This window comes from Comamonas sp. (assembly GCF_036643215.1).
Lineage (GTDB): Bacteria > Pseudomonadota > Gammaproteobacteria > Burkholderiales > Burkholderiaceae_C > Comamonas.
In genome coordinates this window covers 48,946-66,895 of the sequence record NZ_JAVXSJ010000013.1, presented here as the reverse complement: position 1 = coordinate 66,895, position 17,950 = coordinate 48,946, and the positions used below count along the sequence as shown (strand labels likewise).

Below are 17,950 nucleotides of genomic sequence, written 5' to 3'. Positions count from 1 at the left end.
TGACATCATGCAAGAAGAAAATATGACAGCTGAGCCACAAGGCCGTTTTGTGCAATATCCAGACTCGCCGTTTGAGCTGTTCCAGCCTTATCCGCCTGCGGGAGATCAGCCGACGGCGATTGAGCAATTGGTGGAAGGCGTCAATGACGGTGAAACCTACCAGACGCTGCTGGGGGTGACCGGCTCGGGCAAGACCTTCACCATGGCCAATGTGATTGCGCGGCTGGGCCGTCCGGCCATTGTGTTTGCGCCTAACAAGACGCTGGCCGCGCAGCTGTACTCTGAGTTCAGAGAGTTTTTCCCAAAAAATGCGGTCGAGTACTTTGTCAGCTACTACGACTACTACCAGCCCGAAGCCTATGTGCCCCAGCGCGATCTGTTCATTGAAAAGGACAGTGCGATCAATGAGCACATCGAGCAGATGCGCCTGTCATGCACAAAAAGCATCATGGAGCGGCGCGATGTGATCATCGTGGCCACGGTCTCGGCCATTTACGGCATTGGTGAGCCCGAGAGCTACCACCGCATGATCATGACGCTGCGCACCGGCGACACGCTGAACCAGCGCGATGCGATTGCGCAGCTGATTCGCATGCAATATCAGCGCAACGATCAGGATTTCTCGCGCGGCACCTTTCGGGTGCGTGGCGACACGATTGATGTCTTCCCGGCCGAGCATTCGGAGCTGGCCGTGCGCATTGAGCTGTTTGACGATGAGGTCGAAAGCCTGCAGCTGTTTGACCCTCTGACGGGCCGTGTGCGTCAGAGCATTCCGCGCTTTACCGTCTACCCCAGCAGCCATTACGTCACGCCGCGTGACAAGGTGCTAGCAGCGGTGGAAACCATCAAGGAAGAACTGTCTGAGCGCTTGAAGCAACTGGTGGGCATGGGCAAGCTGGTCGAAGCCCAGCGGCTTGAGCAGCGCACTCGGTTTGATCTGGAAATGCTCAGCGAAGTAGGGCATTGCAAGGGTATTGAGAACTACACCCGCCATCTCTCCGCATCCAACCCCGGTGATCCGCCCAGCACGCTGACGGACTACATGCCGCGTGACTCCATCATGTTTCTGGACGAAAGCCATCAGATGATTGGTCAGCTCAACGCCATGTACAACGGCGACCGGGCGCGCAAGACCACGCTGGTGGAGTATGGCTTTCGTCTGCCTTCGGCGCTGGATAACCGCCCGCTCAAGTTTGAAGAGTTTGAGCAGCGAATGCGCCAGGTGGTGTTTGTGTCCGCCACGCCGGCTGATTATGAAAAGACCCATGCCGGTCAGGTGGTAGAGCAAGTGGTGCGACCTACGGGCTTGCTGGATCCTCTGATCGAAGTGCGCCCAGCCACCCATCAGGTGGACGATGTGCTGCAGGAAATTCGCCTGCGCGTAGAAAAAGAAGAGCGCGTGCTCATCACCACGCTGACCAAACGCATGGCCGAGCAGTTGACGGAATATCTGACGGACAACGGCGTCAAAGTGCGTTATCTGCACTCCGATGTGGATACGGTGGAGCGCGTGGAAATCATTCGCGACCTGCGTCTGGGCACTTTTGATGTGCTGGTCGGCATCAATCTGCTGCGTGAGGGGCTGGATATTCCCGAAGTGTCACTGGTTGCGATTCTGGATGCTGATAAAGAAGGCTTTTTGCGGGCTGAGCGCAGCCTGATTCAGACCATAGGCCGTGCGGCGCGTAACGTGAATGGCAAGGCGATTTTGTATGGCGACCGCATTACGGAATCGATGAAAAAAGCCATTGGAGAGACGGAGCGGCGCCGGGAAAAGCAGAAGCTTTTCAATGAGGTGAACGGAATTGAGCCAAAACAGATTGTCAAGAGGGTAAAAGACCTGATTGATGGTGTTTACAGTGAAAAAAGTGGCAAAGAGGCTGAGCGTTTGCAGGATCAAGCTCTGCAAAAGGCACGTGTCGAGGACATGTCTGAAAAAGATATCGCCAAAGAAATCAAACACTTGGAGAAGCAAATGCTTGAACACGCCAAGAATCTGGAGTTCGAACAGGCGGCCCGGGTGCGAGATCAGTTATCACTGCTCAAACAGCAGTTGTTTGGGGCAACTCCGTAGGACGGAGTCTTCGGTTTTGTCAGGGTTATTACGTGAGTGCGCGCCGTTACCCGACAAAATTGATGGGGAATGTGATATACTTCGATCAAATACTCAACAACAAACTTCCCTCACAGAAGGGCTCTGAACCTAATTGCAGGACGGAGTAAGGGCGGAGACTGTGCTCGTCTAGGTAGCTGTGACCAGGCGGGCGTTTCTGTAGCTAACAATCCTGACTGAAGGAGTTCATATGCGTCTCACGACCAAAGGCCGCTTTGCGGTCACCGCGATGATCGACCTGGCCCTGCGCCAGAACAACGGCCCTGTCACGCTGGCCGCCATCAGCCAGCGTCAGCAGATTTCGCTGTCCTATCTGGAACAGTTGTTCGGCAAGCTGCGTCGTCACGAACTGGTGGAATCCACCCGTGGCCCCGGCGGCGGCTACACACTGGCCCGCAAGGCAACAGACATCACTGTGGCAGACATCATCGTTTCGGTGGATGAGCCTATTGATGCCACGCAATGCGGCGGCAAAGAAAACTGTCTGGGCGAAGCAGGTCGCTGCATGACCCATGAACTGTGGGCAGCACTGAACCAGCGCATGGTGGAGTTCCTTGATTCTGTCACGCTGCAAAAGCTGGTGGACGAGCAACTGGCCAAGGGCATCCAGATTGAGGATAAGCCCGTGGTTCGCCGTGCCATCTCCACTGCCCCAGTGGTCAAGCCTATCCGCGTGAATGCACCGAACTCGGTGTTTGCGCTGGGTAACGCCTTCGCTAAATCCTGATTCGGGCGCCGCACAAGCCAGGCTTGTGCGGCAACTTGATCGGCATGAAGCCTGATTCCGATTGTCAGGGCGGAGAGGCATGCATGGCTGTGCGGCATGTTCTCTCGCTCGGATGGCACCTTTGGGTGCATCGATTTCCTCACGATTTGTCAGCCAAAAACAAGACGAGCCAGTCATGGACATGACCCCGCACTTTCCCATTTATCTCGATTACGGCGCAACGACTCCCATGGACCCCCGCGTGGTAGACGCGATGATTCCTTGGTTGCGTGAGCATTTTGGTAATGCTGCCTCGCGTAGTCATGCCTGGGGTTGGGAAGCTGAAGAAGCTATCGAGAATGCCCGCAAGCAAGTGGCCGAGCTGATCAATGCTGACCCCCGTGAAATCGTGTGGACCAGCGGTGCGACCGAGTCCGACAACCTGGCGATCAAGGGTGCTGCGCACTTCTACCAGGGTAAGGGCAAGCACCTGATCACTGTGAAGACAGAGCACAAGGCTGTGCTGGATACCATGCGTGAGCTGGAGCGTCAGGGCTTTGAAGTCTCTTATCTGGACGTCAATGAAAACGGTCTGCTGGATCTGGAAGTGTTCAAGGCGGCAATTCGCCCTGACACCATCCTCGCCAGCGTGATGGCTGTGAACAATGAAATCGGTGTGGTTCAGGACCTGAACGCCATCGGTGCTCTGTGCCGTGAAAAGGGCATCATCTTCCACGTGGATGCCGCTCAGGCCTCTGGCAAGATGGTTCTGGACATGCAGAGCATGCCCATCGATCTGATGAGCCTGGCTTCGCACAAGACTTATGGCCCCAAGGGCATTGGTGCTCTGTACGTGCGCCGCAAGCCACGCGTGCGCCTTGAGGCGCAAATGCACGGCGGTGGCCACGAGCGTGGTATGCGCTCGGGCACGCTGGCTACCCACCAGATCGTGGGCATGGGCGAAGCCTTCCGCATTGCCAAAGAAGAGATGGCTAAGGACATGGACCACGCACGTGGCCTGCGTCAGCGCCTGCTCGACGGCCTCAAGGATCTGGAACAAGTTTTTGTGAACGGCGACATGGAAAATGGCGTCCCCCATTACCTGAACATGAGCTTCAACTACGTCGAAGGCGAGTCGTTGATCATGGGTATCAAGGGTCTTGCTGTGTCCTCTGGCTCTGCCTGCACGTCTGCCAGCCTAGAGCCCAGCTACGTGCTGCGCGCCCTGGGCCGTAGCGACGAGCTGGCTCACAGCTCGCTGCGCATGACTTTTGGTCGCTTTACGACCGAAGAAGAAATTGACTACGCGATCAAGACAATTCGTGAAAACGTATTGAAGCTGCGCGAGCTGAGCCCTCTGTGGGAGATGTACAAAGACGGCATCGACCTCAGCACTATTCAATGGGCTGCACACTAAGTACAGATTACAAAGAGTTCAAGAGGTAGACACCATGGCTTACTCCGAAAAAGTTGTTGATCACTATGAAAACCCCCGCAACGTAGGTTCGTTCGACAAGAGCGATGACTCCGTGGGCACGGGCATGGTGGGTGCGCCCGCTTGCGGCGACGTGATGAAATTGCAGATCAAGGTCAACCCCGCCACTGGCGTGATTGAAGATGCGCGTTTCAAGACCTATGGCTGTGGCTCTGCCATCGCTTCGTCTTCTCTGGTGACCGAATGGGTCAAGGGCAAGACGCTGGATGAGGCAGCGGCCCTGAAGAACAGCCAGATCGCTGAAGAGTTGGCACTGCCACCTGTCAAGGTTCACTGCTCCATCCTGGCTGAAGACGCCATCAAGGCTGCGGTGAACGACTACCGCGCAAAGCGCACCACGACGGAAGCTTGAGGCCATGGCTATTTCAATGACCGAGGCGGCCGCCCGTCATGTGAATCGCTACCTCTCGCGTCGAGGTAAGGGTGTTGGCGTTCGTCTGGGCGTCAAGACCACAGGCTGCTCCGGCTTGGCTTACAAGTTGGAATATGTGGACGAGATACTGCCCGATGACGTGGTGTTTGAAGACCACGGCATCAAGGTGCTGGTTGATCCCAAGAGCCTGGCTTATATCGACGGCACCGTGCTCGACTTTGTGCGTGAAGGCCTGAACGAAGGCTTTAAGTTCGGTAACCCCAACGAGCGTGATCGTTGCGGTTGCGGCGAGAGTTTTAGAATCTAAGCTCCCCCTGAGCCGCTTTGCGGCTTCTCCCCGAGGGGGATGACACCTTCGCCGCAAGGCGGCTTTTGTTTGGTGTTTCTGGCCTTGGTCCGCTCCCTGGTTTTGAGTAAAGGAAGCCGCCTCAGCCCTGCTGAAGGCGGTTTTTTAATGCCATGAATCTGCAATCTGACGACTTTGAATTGTTTGGTCTGCCGCGCAAGTTTGCCCAAGAGCGCAGCCAGATTGATGCACGCTGGAAAGAGCTTCAGCGCGAAGCGCATCCTGACCGCTTTGCTGCGCAGGGCGCCGCCGCGCAGCGCGTGGCCATGCAGTGGTCTGTGCGCATCAACGAGGCCTATCAACGCCTGAAGGACCCGCTCAAGCGCGCGGCGTACTTGTGCGAGTTGCTGGGTGCACCCGTGCGGGCTGAAGACAACACCGCCATGCCCACCGCATTTCTGATGCAGCAGATGGAGTGGCGCGAGTCTCTGGACGACGCTTCTTCTGAGTCAGCGCTTGATGCGCTGGATGACGAAGTGCTGAGTGCCCAAAAGCAGATGCTGGCTGAATGCGGCCGTTTGCTGGATGAGGCGAATGACCCTGCCGCAGCTGTTCAGCAGGTAAGAGCCCTCATGTTTGTTGCGCGATTTGCGCAGGATGTGGAGCGCCGCCGCGAGCAACTGGGACAATAAGACCCAGAGCACCGTTCGCGGCATTGTCCAGAGGACGTATCCATCTTGAAAAGGCCAGCCCTGCTGGCCTCTGACATTTCAAAAGAAGAATTTCATGGCGCTTTTGCAGATTTCCGAGCCCGGCCAATCACCCGATCCCCATCAGCGACGCATTGCCGTAGGTATCGACCTTGGCACCACGCATTCTCTGGTCGCTTCCGTGCGCAATGGCGTGGCCGAGTGCTTGCCCGACGATCAGGGCCGCGTGCTGCTGCCATCTGTGGTGCGCTACATGGAAATGGGCCGCCGCCAGATCGGTTTTGACGCCAAGGCCGCGCAGGCTGCGGATGCCGCCAACACGATCAGTTCTGCCAAGCGCTTCATGGGCCGCAGTCTGGCCGATATCGAATCGCCTGAAAACCTGCCCTACCACTTCAAGACGGATGGCGACGGCAGCGTTATCTCCATCGAGACGGTGGATGGCGCTAAGACGCCCATCGAAATCAGCGCTGAGATTCTGGCTACCTTGCGTTTCCGCGCCGAAGACACGTTTGATGACGAGCTCTACGGCGCTGTCATCACCGTGCCTGCGTACTTTGATGATGCCCAGCGTCAAGCCACAAAAGATGCGGCCAAGCTGGCCGGTATCAACCTGCTGCGCTTGATTAACGAGCCCACTGCGGCTGCCATTGCCTACGGTCTGGACAACGCCGCAGAGGGCGTTTACGCCGTGTACGACCTGGGTGGTGGGACGTTTGATATCTCCGTGCTGCGCCTGTCGCAGGGCGTGTTTGAAGTCATCGCCACTGGCGGTGACTCGGCGCTGGGCGGCGATGACTACGACGATGCCTTGGCCGTGTGGGTGGCCGAAAAAACCGGCACGCAACTGCAAAGCGCCGAAGACAAAACCATCTGGCGCATTGCTGCTCGTAACTGCAAGCAGGCTTTGACTGATGCAGAAATCGTAGCGTTTACCGCTGATCTATCCTCGGGTTCAGTCACTTTTGATGTTAAACGTGAGGAATTCAGTGCGCTGACTGCTCACTTAACCAATAAGAGCCTGTCTGCCGTTCGCCGTGCGCTCAAAGATGCAGAGCTGAGCCGCGACGAAGTGCAGGGCGTGGTTCTGGTCGGCGGCTCCACCCGCATGCCGCAGATCCGTCAGGCCGTGGCCGACTTCTTTGGCAGCGAGCCACTGACCAATCTCAACCCCGATGAAGTGGTGGCGCTGGGTGCTGCCATTCAGGCCAATCAGCTGGCTGGCAACAGCACCGCTGGTGATTTGCTGCTGTTGGACGTGATTCCGCTCTCGCTGGGCGTGGAAACCATGGGTGGCCTGGTCGAGCGCATCATTAGCCGCAACGAAACTATTCCCAGCGCACGTGCGCAGGACTTCACCACGTATAAAGACGGTCAGACCGCGCTGGCCATCCACGTGGTGCAGGGCGAGCGTGATCTGGTGGCAGACTGCCGCAGCTTGGCGCGCTTTGAGCTTCGCGGCATTCCCCCCATGGCCGCCGGTGCAGCGCGCATTCGCGTGACCTTCACGGTTGATGCCGATGGCCTGCTTGCTGTTAGCGCCAAGGAGCAGCTCAGCGGCGTGGAAGCGCATATCAACGTCAAGCCATCCTATGGCCTGTCTGACGATCAGGTCGCTCAGATGCTGCAAGATGGTTTTGCCACAGCCCAGCAAGACATGAAGGCCCGCGCACTGGTTGAGGCGCGTGTGGATGCCGACCGCATGATTCTGGCCACAAACAGCGCACTGGATGCCGATGGCGATGTGCTCAGCAGCGCAGAGCGCGAGCATATTGATGCGCTGATGGCTGCCTTGCATGCCGCCGCGTCCAGCGAAGACCCTGCGGTGGTGGAAGCTGCGACACAGGCGCTGGCCAAGGGTACAGAGGCGTTTGCCGCCGAGCGCATGAACCGCAGCATCCAGCGGGCGCTGGCGGGCAAAAACCTCAATTCCATTTAATTCACAAGCAGAACAATGCCTATCATCAAAATTCTTCCCCACGCTGAGTACTGCCCCAATGGCAAGGAAATCGATGCGCCCGTTGGTACATCGATCTGCGAAGCCATGCTGGACAACGGCGTCAATATCGAACACGCCTGCGATATGAGCTGTGCCTGCACGACTTGTCACGTCATCATCAAGGAAGGCTTCAACTCGCTGAATGAGGCGGAAGAAGAAGAAGAAGACTTGCTGGATCGTGCCTGGGGTCTGCAGCCTCAGTCGCGCCTGTCTTGCCAGGCAATTTTGTCGCGTGAGAATGTGACGGTGGAGATTCCTAAGTACTCCATCAATCACGCGAAAGAGAACCACTAACCCCCTGAGGCGCTTTGCGCCTTCCCCCTTTCTCGCTTCGCGGAAGGGAGACGCTGCCTTCGCTGCGGGGCGGCCCTTGCTCGGTCGCTCTGAATGGGGACGGTGCCAGTTGTTTGGCAATGAAGGCGATGTCAGCGTCGCGGGTCGCAGCTAACAGAGAGAAAACGAATGTCGCGCCAAATTTTCCTGGATACAGAAACTACGGGCCTGTCAGCCATCGACGGTGACCGCCTGATTGAGCTTGGCTGTGTGGAAATGGTCAACCGCAAGCTCACCGGCAACAATCTGCATCTGTATTTCAATGCTGGCCGCGACAGCCATCCTGATGCTTTGCGTGTGCACGGCATCACGACAGAGTTTCTGAAAGACAAGCCGCGTTTTGCCGACAAGATTGATGAAATCTGGGAGTACCTGCAAGGGGCCGAAGTCATCATTCACAACGCGCCGTTTGACTTGGGGTTTCTGAACAACGAACTCAAGCTCGCCAAGCGCCCGCCCATCAAGCAATGCATTGGCAGCGTTATCGACACCTTGGTCATGGCCAAGGAGATGTATCCCGGCAAGCGCAATTCGCTGGACTCTCTGTGCGACCGACTGGGCGTTGACAACTCCAACCGCACCTTGCACGGAGCTTTGCTGGACTCGGAGTTGCTGGCCGATGTCTACATCAATCTCACCCGTGGGCAAGAAGCCCTGCTGATGAGCGATGAGCCAACTGATGCCCCTGCTGCAGGCGCTATCGTCATGCCTTCGGTGGACCTGAGCACCTTCAAGCTGCCCGTGCTGCGCGCCAATGAGCAGGAGCTGCAGGCGCACGACGATGTGCTCAAGCAACTGGACAAATCCAGCGGCGGCAAGACAACTTGGCGCAGCTTTGAAAATGTGAGCGCCGAATCGTGAGAGAATAACGCTCTCGGGTGATTAGCTCAGCGGTAGAGCACTGCCTTCACACGGCAGGGGTCACAAGTTCGAACCTTGTATCACCCACCAGGCACGCAACCCTCCTAGGTCATTGATCTAAGAGGGTTTTTTTGTTTTTTGCATTCCTAGTCCATCCTGTTGGTGCATAGCTGGATGGTTATTTTTTGAGCTGCCCCCGTGCAGTCCACAAAGCTCAATGAACAACGGGTTTGACTGTAATTTTTCTCAGAAGGAGAAGAGTTATGCTGTGAGTCGTTGCACTATTGACAATGTTTGACGCATGAGGATGGCGCCATGACCCTAAATGTTACCTCTGTCGATTCGAATTTATTGAAGGGTAGTACAACTGAAAAGTTTGGAGCTACGCAAGATTACGCAATGTGGCCCAATTTTCTAGCGGGGCAACCTGAAAAGCCAGTCCGTGTCTTACTGGTGGATGACGATGTTCATATTCGCATGGTCGTGGCTCAGGAAATCATGAATGACCAGCGAACGATCGTGATCGGTCAGGCTGGAAGTGTGCGCGAAGGGCGTAAAGCGATTCGTCAATTTGAATTTGATGTAATGCTTGTCGACCTGAACTTGGGCGATGGTGAGGGATATGAATTACTTGATGTTATTAAAGATATTCGCCCTCAGGCAGAGGCAATTGTGTTGTCCGTAATGGAGACTGACGAAAAGGTACTTCGGGCGTTCGAGTTGGGGGCCGCCGGTTATCTAGTCAAGAACTCTTGGTTCGGCAACTATTCGCAGGCTGTATTGCAGGTTGCAAATGGAGGGGCTTCAGTAACCCCCACTTTGGCGCGCCGCTTGCTGCAACGTTTTGATAAGTCTTCAGATGACCCCTCTAAGCGAGGAGCGTTGAGTCAAGAAGAGAGCCTCTCCACGCGTGAGAAAGAAGTATTGCGTATGGTGGCGAGCGGATTGACTAGTATAGAAATCGGCAATCGACTGATGATCAGCAGCATGACTGTTAACACTCATGTTAAAAATATTTATCGCAAGCTCCAGGTGCGAACGCGCGCGCAAGCTGTGCGCTTTGCCTCACTTCGAGGCTGGTTTTAGAGGGGCTATCTCAGATCTCGCCCAGCAACGGGGTTGAGTTGTTGAAGCGACCATGATCACCGTTCTTAGACTAACGCCAAGAGGCAGGGATTAGGTCGTACAGTGGAGAAGGATCACGGCGATAGGGTGATGGACCGGCGGTGCTTGCTATCACCATCGTCTGAGTTATTGGGTCGATATTTGCTACTTCCTGCATCCAACCGATATTGATACTGCCGTTGGGATTAGGGCGTGAGTAAATCAGCTCCAACATACGGCGAGCACCCACATGACCATTGGCTGCGGCTTGTTGGTACAGGCGCAGGGCCTCCGTATAGTTGGCTGGAACACCTTGACCTTTGTGATAGCGTTGAGCCTGAATCCATTGCTGCTGGGCACTGAACGACTCGCTGCTATCTACCTTTTTTGACTCTGCGCTGGCGTGCATGCGTTCCTTGAGAAGTCGAGCATTGATAGCAGCACTCTGTGAGCGTGGTGCTGCTGCTTCAAATTGATGAAGGGCCGCTTGCGTTTTTCCTTGAGCTAGCAAAGCTAAGCCTAGCTCCAACTGGGCATTGGGGCTACCAGCTTGGGCCGCACGCTGCAGCAATGCCTGCTCAGGAATAGCGTTACTGTCTTGAGCTGCTTCACTAACCATGTCATCTTGACCTGCGTTAGACGGCTGGGCTAAAGCCAGCGGAGCCAATTGTTTGGCTAAAAGCCAATTGAAGTATTGAGCTCTTGGTGCGTCAACCTTGCTTAATTGCGCAATCCAGGGACGTGCTGCGGGTGGATTTGGTGGCTGGCCACAGCCGTCAATCGCACACCAGGCCAGGCCTGCGCTGGCCATGGGGTGACCGCTTCGCTGGGCTCTTGCAAACCATTGCAAGGCTTTGGCGCCGTCAGCAGGCATACCGATGCCATGTAATGCAAGCAACCCCAGTGTCCATTGGGCATTGCGACGAGTCACTGGGTTGCTGCTCTCATTGGCTGAATGAATAAGCTGGGCAATTCCTCGCTGTTGCGGAGAGTCTCTCAGGGAAGGAAGGTCATCACTGGCACCTGGTTTTCCACCTGTTTTACCGAACTCCTCTGTTTGGACAGCAGGATAACTCTGTTTATTACCTTGCAAGCTAACGGCTGCATGGGCGGATGGAATGAAGGCTGTGTTCAAGAGCAGAAAGCCAGCTATACAAAAATGAGTTTTTATTCCAAAGAACAAGCTCACCATAGACTTGGGTGTCACACCCAAGCATGGCTGGCAAGGTGAGGAGGCGTTGTACTCCCGCTGTAACGGTTTGAGAGTACTTGGTGACTGAGAGCATGACAGGTGCATGATGGGCTCCGAAGATCGTGAAGTATCAACGGGATGCGGTTGGCGCAGCAGGTGTCACGGCCTTGACTTGGGCGGGAACGACTTTCCAGCGACGAATTGTGCTGCTCAACTGATTCGAGCCTAGCGATTGAGTCATGATCTGTCGCACCTCTTCCAGAGTTTTGATGCCTGAGATTGCCTCAAAGGCTTTGCCGCGCAGTATTTCAGGAAGATGGGCAGTAGTGTTTTGCTCTGTAGCAAAACAAGCTACGCCTTCGTTGCCAGCAGGGCCAGCATTAATCACAAAGCCTGGATTTGGACTCATCCAGTCAGGGATTCGTACCGTTTGACTGGCGGAGATCCAGCCCGATGAATTGATATCGTTTGGCAGCAGCCGAATAACTTCGCCATCTGCACCACCCATATAACATGAAAGGTAGGAAGCGCGAGACACAGCGGCCGACAGGAAAATCTGCTCGCCAGATTCAAAAGCCGTGCGGTTTTGCATGACATTTTCTATCTGAATGTCAATAGTTCGCTCTGGCGCTGTTGCACCATAGCGTGCGGATTTGCTAGTGTCAGCACTCTTATCCGACGCAACGGTCACAGGAGCTGCGTTTTTGGATGACCATCCAATTCGTGTCATTTGTCCAGTCGCACTTACGGCAACGAAGTCCCGTAAAGCACGCTCATAAGTAGAAAAATCCACGATGCCGGTGACAACCATTCCGTTATCGGCTTGAAAGCGGCCCAGCGCATCACGCCACAAAGGATTTTCAGCGGTGAACATGGATGCATCAGGAGGTAGGTAGCCCTTGCTGATCAAGGACTGACGCACCAGCTCTTGGTGCACGCCACTTTCACCTTCCTCATACCAGTCGCGCAGTTGGCGCTGGAAGTCTGGATGAGTCTGATCCAGCGTCAGGCATTGCCAATAAGGAAGACGAGACCATTTACCTAACAATTCAATCATTCCAAGTTCAACTAACGTGCGCACCGCTGGACCAGAACCCTGCGCATAGTCACGCCCGACACTAAATTGAACCCCGTAACTTCCAATGCGCCCTGCCAGATCCAGACCTTGATTGCCATTGCCTATGACTACTTCGTTGGCGGAATCCAAGCCAGGAATGATGGTGCGGGTTCTGAAATCACCGAGATGCATTTCGAGGCCGAGAATGGTAGCGTTGCGTCCTTGGGTATAGCCCGCTTCAACCCGTGATCCGCTAATGCCTGCATTGATATCGCTGCGAATAACATTTTGATCTACAAAAGCAATAGCGCCTGACACATATAGCGCAGGGCGTTGTAATTGAATCTGATTATTGTTAAGAAGAATAGTTGTCAGGTTTTGTACTGTATCTTGGCGCGCAATATCCACTTCGTAGTCTACATAGCGGAAAGCATTGCTGACTCGGGACATTTGGGACAGTGCTGTGACCACCATATCTTTAGTTGCTACGGCTACACGGCCCGAGTAATCAGGCAACTGCTTGCTGGTAATCAATACGCTAGGCATGTTGCTGTTGCGAAACATTCGGTCCATGCACATCAAGGAGTCCGAGAAGCTCGATATGGAGCGAACCGGTCTCACACTGGGTCTGTCGGCTGCGTAGGCGTGATTTAAGTATTTGGCATCTTTGCGGACATCGAGTGGCGCGGCGCATCCTGCAAGCAGGGCGCAGGCTGTCAACACAGAGGTAGCGCATATGCTCCTGTATTTCGTAATCTTTGTGGGCTGTTGAAATGCATGGCTTACGCTGGCAGATCGGGGCAAAGTTGACAGTGCCGCTCCAATAGCTCGGCAACGCAAGTTAAAAGTGATAACTGCCGAAGTGCGAGCCAAGCCAGACAGAGTCATATGCATGATGTGCCTCAATAGAGAAGTAACCATCAGTTTGAGCAAAAAACGAGGCCGGCATGCTCAAGCTCTGGACGTGATGATTGCAGGGTTATACGAAGAATAGATTTACAACCGCTTCATTGGCAGACGTTGACTAGGTCGCCCTGTAAAACGACAACCTGATCTTTGGCTGTGCTTGGGCCAAAGCGGTTGAAGGCGGTATTGCCTGTCGTGGTATTACTGGCGATATCTTGAATGCAAGTCTTTTTTATGCCCGTGGGGCTGGAAGTCACGGTGGTAACCACATCCTTGTCGGTATAGATGTCTTCAGCACCAGCCATGGCTTTGGCTTGATAGCGAACTACCTTGGCTTTAATGCGCGCAGGCATGGAGTTGATTGTTTCCAAGCCTACTGATGTTGCTGCTTTGGTTGTGGGAAGTCGCAAATAATCTACAGGCTGAGTCAGAGTGACCGGGTCTTCGCCGGGAGCGGCTTGCGCTAAGCCCATGGCACTTGCCAGCCAGAGCAGCTGGATTGCTGAAAAGAGAGGGGCAAGGGGTTTCATAACGCAGGGCTCCTTAGACGCGGCACTAGAACTAAAAGAAGAAAGCCGCGTTACGAATTTGCTCCGTAGCGCGGCTTTCGGGCAACTTTTAAGAGATTAGTTGCAGGTTGTGCAGCCGTTGTTGCTGGAGATGTTCTGCACAGCGCGAGAGTTCGCGTAGGCCACGTTGCTGATGCCCGAGTTGAGGGCGGCAGCCACTTGGACAGAAAGTCCGTTTATGGTTACGTCGCCGTAATTGGAGGCCAGGTTGTTTACCGCGACTGCGTTATTGCCGTTGGCCTCATTCCAGATGCCCGTACTAGCTGCCGCGACTACTTGTACCGACGCACCATTGATTTCGACCTTGCCAGCATTGCTGGCTAGATTCTGGGTAGCTTTGCCACCGTTGTCAGCCTTGTTGCCTACACCGGAGTTTGCCAAGGCGGTTACTTGGACGCTAGCGCCGTTGATTACGACCTCCGAGGCCTGCGGGCCATTGTTGTTGTTGTTGTTGTTGTTGTTGTGGGATGCGCCAGCCATGGCAGCAGTTGCGATCAGGCTGAGAGTGAACAAAGCGATTGATTTCATGATCGACCCTTCAATATTAGGTTAACGCTACTGGTATGAAAGTCGTTGGAGCTTTCACGGTGCGACAGTTCGCTGATGGCTTCGGTTTTTCCGGTGGATTCAGCTCGTTGTCTGATTCGTACTCTGCCTAGCCGGTTTCGCTTTCACTATCCCCAGTAGGCGTTAGCTACGACTGATGATCGCGTTCTGCTCAGTCGCGCTGCAGATGCGAACATTTATGAGGGGTTTAATTGCAAACAATGATCAAAATGAACAAAAAAAATTGGCTAGTGTCAATTTGTTTCAATAGAAACATGTATGAATAAAAAGTAATTTCGATAGAACTTTCGAAATTTTTTTGCAACTCATGGCAAAAAAATCAATATTTGAAAAAAAACGTTAAGTGACAATGTGTCATGGTGTTGAGAATTTTTCAGAAGTGCAGGCACGCATGAGTGCTTCTTTTGTGAGCTGTCTTGTCACATCAGGCCAGTCCCAGCTACATGCTGCGGTGCATTTATCTGCCCCCAAAAATCAACAGGCCGCGCCACTGTGCTTAAGTGGGGCGGCCTGTTGTGTATGCGGTTAGCAGATCAACCAACCGGGGGCTGATGGTAGACAGCGCGGTATGTTGAATGGGTTTGCTGCGTCGATCAACGTGCTTCCATGGGTTCCAAGTTTGCATGTTGCACTGCAGAAAAGGTTGCTTCAATTTCTGCAAATATGGCTTTGCTACAGAAAATTCTTCTGTCTAATGATGATTAGCAGTAAATTCAAGGTTATGGATACCTTGGATAAAAAGATTCTTGCTGAACTGCAAGCCAACGCACGTGCCAGTTTGCAAGAAATTGGGGCGGCAGTGGGCCTGAGCGCATCACCTTGCTGGACACGCATTAAAAAGATGGAAGAGGCTGGAGTGATCGAGGGCTACACCGTACGGCTGAACCCGCAGGCGCTGGGGCTGGCTGATTCGGTGCTGGTCATGGTTACGCTCGACAGCCATTCCGACAACACGCTGGAGAAGTTTGGCGAGGTGCTGGCCACCATTCCCGAAGTGGTGGAGGCGCATCTTGTCTCGGGTGATTACGACTATTTGCTGCGAATTGTCGTTAAAGACACACGAGACTACGAGCGCCTGCTGCGCGAGAAGCTCTACAAGATCAAGGGCATACGCCACAGCCAGTCCAGCTTTGTGCTGCGTACGCTGAAGCGCGCTGATCTGCCTTTGGGTGTGTGAGTGATGCTCTGAGCACATCCAACGTGCTCAGAGTATTTTTTGCAGTATCAAGGCTCGTGCTGGCGGGTCTTAGCGCATGGCCCGGCGCAGGGCGGCACTGCTCCAGTCCACGGCAATGCTCAATAAAAGCATAGCAATAATCACTGTGCTGGCTTGCGCGTAATGGAATAAAGATAGCTCAAAGTACAGCAGCTGACCGAGCCCGCCAGCGCCCACAAAGCCCAGAATGGCGGCCATGCGGATGTTCATCTCCCAACGGTACAGCGTGTAGGCCAGCAACTGCGGTGCCGCGCCGGGGAAGGTGCCGTAGCAAAACGCCAGCAGGCGGCTGCTGCCAGACAGGCGCAGCGCATGGGCGGGCGCTGCGGGGGCATTTTGCAGCGACTCTGCATACAGCCGTCCCAGTACGCCGGTGGTGTGCAGGGCGAGGGCCAGCGCACCGGCAAACGGCCCCAGACCCACGGCCAGCGCGGTGATGGTGGCCCAGACCAGTTCGGGCACGGAGCGCAGTACGTTCAGCACCGCATTCCACGGTGCACGCCAGCGCGGCAGGGACAGCAGCAGGCCGGCCACGGCGGCCAGAAGCGTGCCGATGATGGAAATCGCCAGCGTCTCCCACACGCCTTTCAGCACTTTCAGCAGCCAGGGCTGGCTCAGGTCCGGCGGGAAGAAGCCGCGCACAAAGTCGCCCATGCTGCTGGCGGCGTCTTGCGTGAACAAGGCCGGTAAATCCATATCCAGCAGGCGCAGACTGCCCAGCAGGCCTGCGAAAGCTGCTATCAAAAATGCTGCAGTGCGCCAGCCAAAGGGCAGGGCGCGGGCGGCAGGTGCCGTATCCAGTGCACGGCGCAGCCACCACGACAGCAGATCGGCTGCTGCCACCAGCACCATGAAGGCCAGCAGGATGCTGGCCGCCTCACCACCGTTGAGCATCTTCATGGCCTGGTCCATGAGCTGGCCCAGACCGCCTGCACCCACAAAGCCCATGACCACTGAGGCGCGAATCGCGCATTCCCAGCGGTACACGGTGTAGGACGTTAATTCTTTGGCCGCCTGCGGCAGCAAGCCATAGAGCAGGGCTTGCAAGCGCCCTGCGCCGCTGGCACGCAGGGCGCGGGCGGGTGCGGGGTCGGTGGATTCCAGAATTTCGGCATAAACCTTGGCCAGCATGCCGCCATAGGTCAGTCCTAGCGCCAGCACGCCAGCAGCGGGGCCAAGGCCAAACACGCGCACAAAGACCAGCGCCCAGACCAGCTCCGGTATGCCCCGCAAGATGGTGAGCACGCCACGGGCAATGGGGTTGAGCGTGACCCGTTCACGCGCTGCGCCAGTCGACAGATAGGACATGGGCACGGCAATGACAAAGGCCAATGCCATACCAGCCGTGGCAATGGCCAGTGTCTCCAGCGTGGCCTGGCCCAGATAGCCGAGGAATTCGTTGCTTGTTTCGGGTGGTAGAAAACCTGCGAGAAAGCCGCCAATCACCTTGAGATTGTTGGCGTCAAAAAAGGGTTCCAGCGAAAAGCCAGAGGTCTGCAGCATGGGCCACAGCACGATCAGCGCGACGATCAGCCAAGTCAGGCGACTGCGTGCAGCGGGGTCGCGCATCGAAGTCTGTGCAACCCCTTGTGGCACAGCGTTTACCGGCATGCGATCACCTGAACGGGGGTAGCGGTGCCCGGTTCAATGCAGGGGGCTGCCGGCAGATTGTGCAGCGTGGGCAGGGCCACGGCGCTGCCATCGGCATTGGCGTACAGGGCTTGCAGCAGCGTGTCGGTGACTTGGGCAACGGGCAGGTCAAAGGCCACGCGCCCATCGCGTATGCCGACGATGCGGGCAAAGTGGCCCAGTGCCAGATCGACGGCATGCAGGCTGGCCACCAGCGTGGCATTGCGTGCGGCGGCTTCTTGCACCAGCAGTTGCACGGTGGCCTGGGACAAGGCGGGGTCGAGGGCTGAGACCGGCTCGTCCGCCAGAATCAGCTCGGCCTGCTGGTAGAGCACGCGGGCAATGCCCACGCGCTGCAGCTGCCCGCCGGAGAGCTGGTCGCAGCGGGCAAAGAGTTTGTCTTCCAGCTGCACGCGGGCTAGCGCATCGCGTGCGCCGGGCAGGTCTTGCGGGTAAGCAAGCGAAGCCAGCGCCTTCCACAGCGGCCATTGCCCCAGCTTGCCTGCCAGCACGGCGGTCACCACGCGCTGGCGCATGGGGATGGGCGCGCTTTGGTGCACGGTGCCGATGCGGCTGCGCAGCACTTTCAGGGTGCTGGCCGATGATTGGGCGGACGCAGCATGGCCCAGAACCTGCATGTGGCCTGCTGTGGGCAGGTGGCTGGTGCCAAGGGTGTTGAGCAGCGATGTTTTGCCCGCGCCCGAGGGGCCGATGAGCGCAATGCTTTCGCCCTGCGTGGCGGACAAATGAATATGGGACAGGGCAACAAAGCCGTTGCCGTGGGTCAGGCCCACGTCGTCCAGCATGAAGCTCATGAGACGATTACTCTAAAAA

Annotated in this window: 17 protein-coding genes and 1 tRNA gene; 12 read left to right on the top strand and 6 right to left on the bottom strand. The window is 55.8% G+C overall.

The features are described from left to right. Positions 1–7: 7 nt before the first annotated feature. From uvrB to RSF91_RS10835, 11 genes are all read left to right on the top strand, one after another. Complete coding sequence (gene uvrB, locus RSF91_RS10885; RefSeq protein ID WP_332568433.1) at positions 8–2,074, top strand: excinuclease ABC subunit UvrB; 2,067 nt, start codon at positions 8–10, stop codon at positions 2,072–2,074. A gap of 229 nt (positions 2,075–2,303) precedes the next feature. After that, positions 2,304–2,840, top strand: coding sequence for a Fe-S cluster assembly transcriptional regulator IscR (iscR, locus tag RSF91_RS10880; RefSeq protein WP_003054211.1), 537 nt, complete (start codon positions 2,304–2,306; stop codon positions 2,838–2,840). A gap of 175 nt (positions 2,841–3,015) precedes the next feature. Next, complete coding sequence (locus RSF91_RS10875; RefSeq protein ID WP_332568432.1) at positions 3,016–4,236, top strand: IscS subfamily cysteine desulfurase; 1,221 nt, start codon at positions 3,016–3,018, stop codon at positions 4,234–4,236. A gap of 34 nt (positions 4,237–4,270) precedes the next feature. Further along, positions 4,271–4,666: a Fe-S cluster assembly scaffold IscU gene (gene iscU / locus RSF91_RS10870; protein WP_099736699.1), complete on the top strand. Its 396-nt coding sequence runs from the start codon at positions 4,271–4,273 to the stop codon at positions 4,664–4,666. A gap of 4 nt (positions 4,667–4,670) precedes the next feature. After that, a complete protein-coding gene (gene iscA, locus RSF91_RS10865; RefSeq protein ID WP_099736700.1) occupies positions 4,671–4,994 on the top strand; it encodes an iron-sulfur cluster assembly protein IscA in 324 nt (107 codons plus the stop codon). 152 nt (positions 4,995–5,146) lie between these two features. Continuing rightward, entirely contained in the window at positions 5,147–5,665 is a 519-nt protein-coding gene (gene hscB / locus RSF91_RS10860; protein WP_332568431.1) for a Fe-S protein assembly co-chaperone HscB, read from the top strand. A 94-nt stretch (positions 5,666–5,759) separates the two neighbouring features. Beyond that, positions 5,760–7,622 (top strand): Fe-S protein assembly chaperone HscA, encoded by a 1,863-nt coding sequence (gene hscA / locus RSF91_RS10855; protein ID WP_332568430.1) that lies wholly within the window; start codon positions 5,760–5,762, stop codon positions 7,620–7,622. Positions 7,623–7,637: 15 nt separating this feature from the next. After that, a complete protein-coding gene (gene fdx / locus RSF91_RS10850; protein ID WP_332568429.1) occupies positions 7,638–7,976 on the top strand; it encodes an ISC system 2Fe-2S type ferredoxin in 339 nt (112 codons plus the stop codon). Positions 7,977–8,144: 168 nt separating this feature from the next. Then, the gene (gene dnaQ / locus RSF91_RS10845) at positions 8,145–8,876 is read left to right on the top strand and encodes a DNA polymerase III subunit epsilon (RefSeq protein ID WP_332568428.1); all 732 of its coding nucleotides are present in this window, start codon (positions 8,145–8,147) and stop codon (positions 8,874–8,876) included. Positions 8,877–8,891: 15 nt separating this feature from the next. Next, positions 8,892–8,966: transfer RNA gene (locus RSF91_RS10840), tRNA-Val, on the top strand. Between the two features lie 309 nt (positions 8,967–9,275). Then, positions 9,276–9,962 carry a response regulator transcription factor gene (locus RSF91_RS10835; RefSeq protein ID WP_332568491.1) on the top strand — a complete coding sequence of 229 codons (687 nt, stop codon included), beginning with the start codon at positions 9,276–9,278 and terminating at the stop codon, positions 9,960–9,962. A 70-nt stretch (positions 9,963–10,032) separates the two neighbouring features. On the opposite strand, the gene RSF91_RS10830 is transcribed toward RSF91_RS10835, so the two are convergent. From RSF91_RS10830 to RSF91_RS10815, 4 genes are all read right to left on the bottom strand, one after another. Beyond that, the gene (locus RSF91_RS10830; RefSeq protein WP_332568427.1) at positions 10,033–11,277 is read right to left on the bottom strand and encodes a tetratricopeptide repeat protein; all 1,245 of its coding nucleotides are present in this window, start codon (positions 11,275–11,277) and stop codon (positions 10,033–10,035) included. A gap of 25 nt (positions 11,278–11,302) precedes the next feature. Beyond that, positions 11,303–12,775, bottom strand: a complete 1,473-nt coding sequence (locus RSF91_RS10825; RefSeq protein ID WP_332568426.1) for a DUF4384 domain-containing protein — start codon at positions 12,773–12,775, stop codon at positions 11,303–11,305. A gap of 461 nt (positions 12,776–13,236) precedes the next feature. Beyond that, a complete protein-coding gene (locus RSF91_RS10820) occupies positions 13,237–13,665 on the bottom strand; it encodes a hypothetical protein (RefSeq protein ID WP_332568425.1) in 429 nt (142 codons plus the stop codon). A gap of 96 nt (positions 13,666–13,761) precedes the next feature. Beyond that, a complete protein-coding gene (locus RSF91_RS10815) occupies positions 13,762–14,232 on the bottom strand; it encodes a hypothetical protein (RefSeq protein WP_332568424.1) in 471 nt (156 codons plus the stop codon). A gap of 760 nt (positions 14,233–14,992) precedes the next feature. Between RSF91_RS10815 and RSF91_RS10810 the strand changes: the two genes are divergently transcribed. Then, the gene (locus RSF91_RS10810) at positions 14,993–15,448 is read left to right on the top strand and encodes an Lrp/AsnC family transcriptional regulator (protein ID WP_099736706.1); all 456 of its coding nucleotides are present in this window, start codon (positions 14,993–14,995) and stop codon (positions 15,446–15,448) included. 69 nt (positions 15,449–15,517) lie between these two features. On the opposite strand, the gene phnE is transcribed toward RSF91_RS10810, so the two are convergent. Both phnE and RSF91_RS10800 read right to left on the bottom strand, forming a co-directional pair. After that, positions 15,518–17,098: a phosphonate ABC transporter, permease protein PhnE gene (gene phnE, locus RSF91_RS10805; RefSeq protein ID WP_332568423.1), complete on the bottom strand. Its 1,581-nt coding sequence runs from the start codon at positions 17,096–17,098 to the stop codon at positions 15,518–15,520. After that, the gene (locus RSF91_RS10800) at positions 17,089–17,931 is read right to left on the bottom strand and encodes a phosphonate ABC transporter ATP-binding protein (RefSeq protein WP_332568422.1); all 843 of its coding nucleotides are present in this window, start codon (positions 17,929–17,931) and stop codon (positions 17,089–17,091) included. Before RSF91_RS10800 ends, phnE begins: the two co-directional genes overlap by 10 nt. Positions 17,932–17,950: the final 19 nt, after the last annotated feature.

What these genes read in the sequence shown, in the direction of transcription:
- phnE (WP_332568423.1), bottom strand. Translation starts at nt 17,098, where the DNA reads ATGCCGGTAAACGCTGTGCCACAAGGGGTTGCACAGACTTCGATGCGC.
- RSF91_RS10800 (WP_332568422.1), bottom strand. Translation starts at nt 17,931, where the DNA reads ATGAGCTTCATGCTGGACGACGTGGGCCTGACCCACGGCAACGGCTTT.
- iscR (WP_003054211.1), top strand. Translation starts at nt 2,304, where the DNA reads ATGCGTCTCACGACCAAAGGCCGCTTTGCGGTCACCGCGATGATCGAC.
- iscU (WP_099736699.1), top strand. Translation starts at nt 4,271, where the DNA reads ATGGCTTACTCCGAAAAAGTTGTTGATCACTATGAAAACCCCCGCAAC.
- hscA (WP_332568430.1), top strand. Translation starts at nt 5,760, where the DNA reads ATGGCGCTTTTGCAGATTTCCGAGCCCGGCCAATCACCCGATCCCCAT.
- RSF91_RS10810 (WP_099736706.1), top strand. Translation starts at nt 14,993, where the DNA reads ATGGATACCTTGGATAAAAAGATTCTTGCTGAACTGCAAGCCAACGCA.
- RSF91_RS10835 (WP_332568491.1), top strand. Translation starts at nt 9,276, where the DNA reads ATGTGGCCCAATTTTCTAGCGGGGCAACCTGAAAAGCCAGTCCGTGTC.
- uvrB (WP_332568433.1), top strand. Translation starts at nt 8, where the DNA reads ATGCAAGAAGAAAATATGACAGCTGAGCCACAAGGCCGTTTTGTGCAA.
- iscA (WP_099736700.1), top strand. Translation starts at nt 4,671, where the DNA reads ATGGCTATTTCAATGACCGAGGCGGCCGCCCGTCATGTGAATCGCTAC.
- RSF91_RS10820 (WP_332568425.1), bottom strand. Translation starts at nt 13,665, where the DNA reads ATGAAACCCCTTGCCCCTCTCTTTTCAGCAATCCAGCTGCTCTGGCTG.
- hscB (WP_332568431.1), top strand. Translation starts at nt 5,147, where the DNA reads ATGAATCTGCAATCTGACGACTTTGAATTGTTTGGTCTGCCGCGCAAG.
- fdx (WP_332568429.1), top strand. Translation starts at nt 7,638, where the DNA reads ATGCCTATCATCAAAATTCTTCCCCACGCTGAGTACTGCCCCAATGGC.
- RSF91_RS10830 (WP_332568427.1), bottom strand. Translation starts at nt 11,277, where the DNA reads ATGCACCTGTCATGCTCTCAGTCACCAAGTACTCTCAAACCGTTACAG.
- RSF91_RS10875 (WP_332568432.1), top strand. Translation starts at nt 3,016, where the DNA reads ATGGACATGACCCCGCACTTTCCCATTTATCTCGATTACGGCGCAACG.
- dnaQ (WP_332568428.1), top strand. Translation starts at nt 8,145, where the DNA reads ATGTCGCGCCAAATTTTCCTGGATACAGAAACTACGGGCCTGTCAGCC.
- RSF91_RS10825 (WP_332568426.1), bottom strand. Translation starts at nt 12,775, where the DNA reads ATGCCTAGCGTATTGATTACCAGCAAGCAGTTGCCTGATTACTCGGGC.
- RSF91_RS10815 (WP_332568424.1), bottom strand. Translation starts at nt 14,232, where the DNA reads ATGAAATCAATCGCTTTGTTCACTCTCAGCCTGATCGCAACTGCTGCC.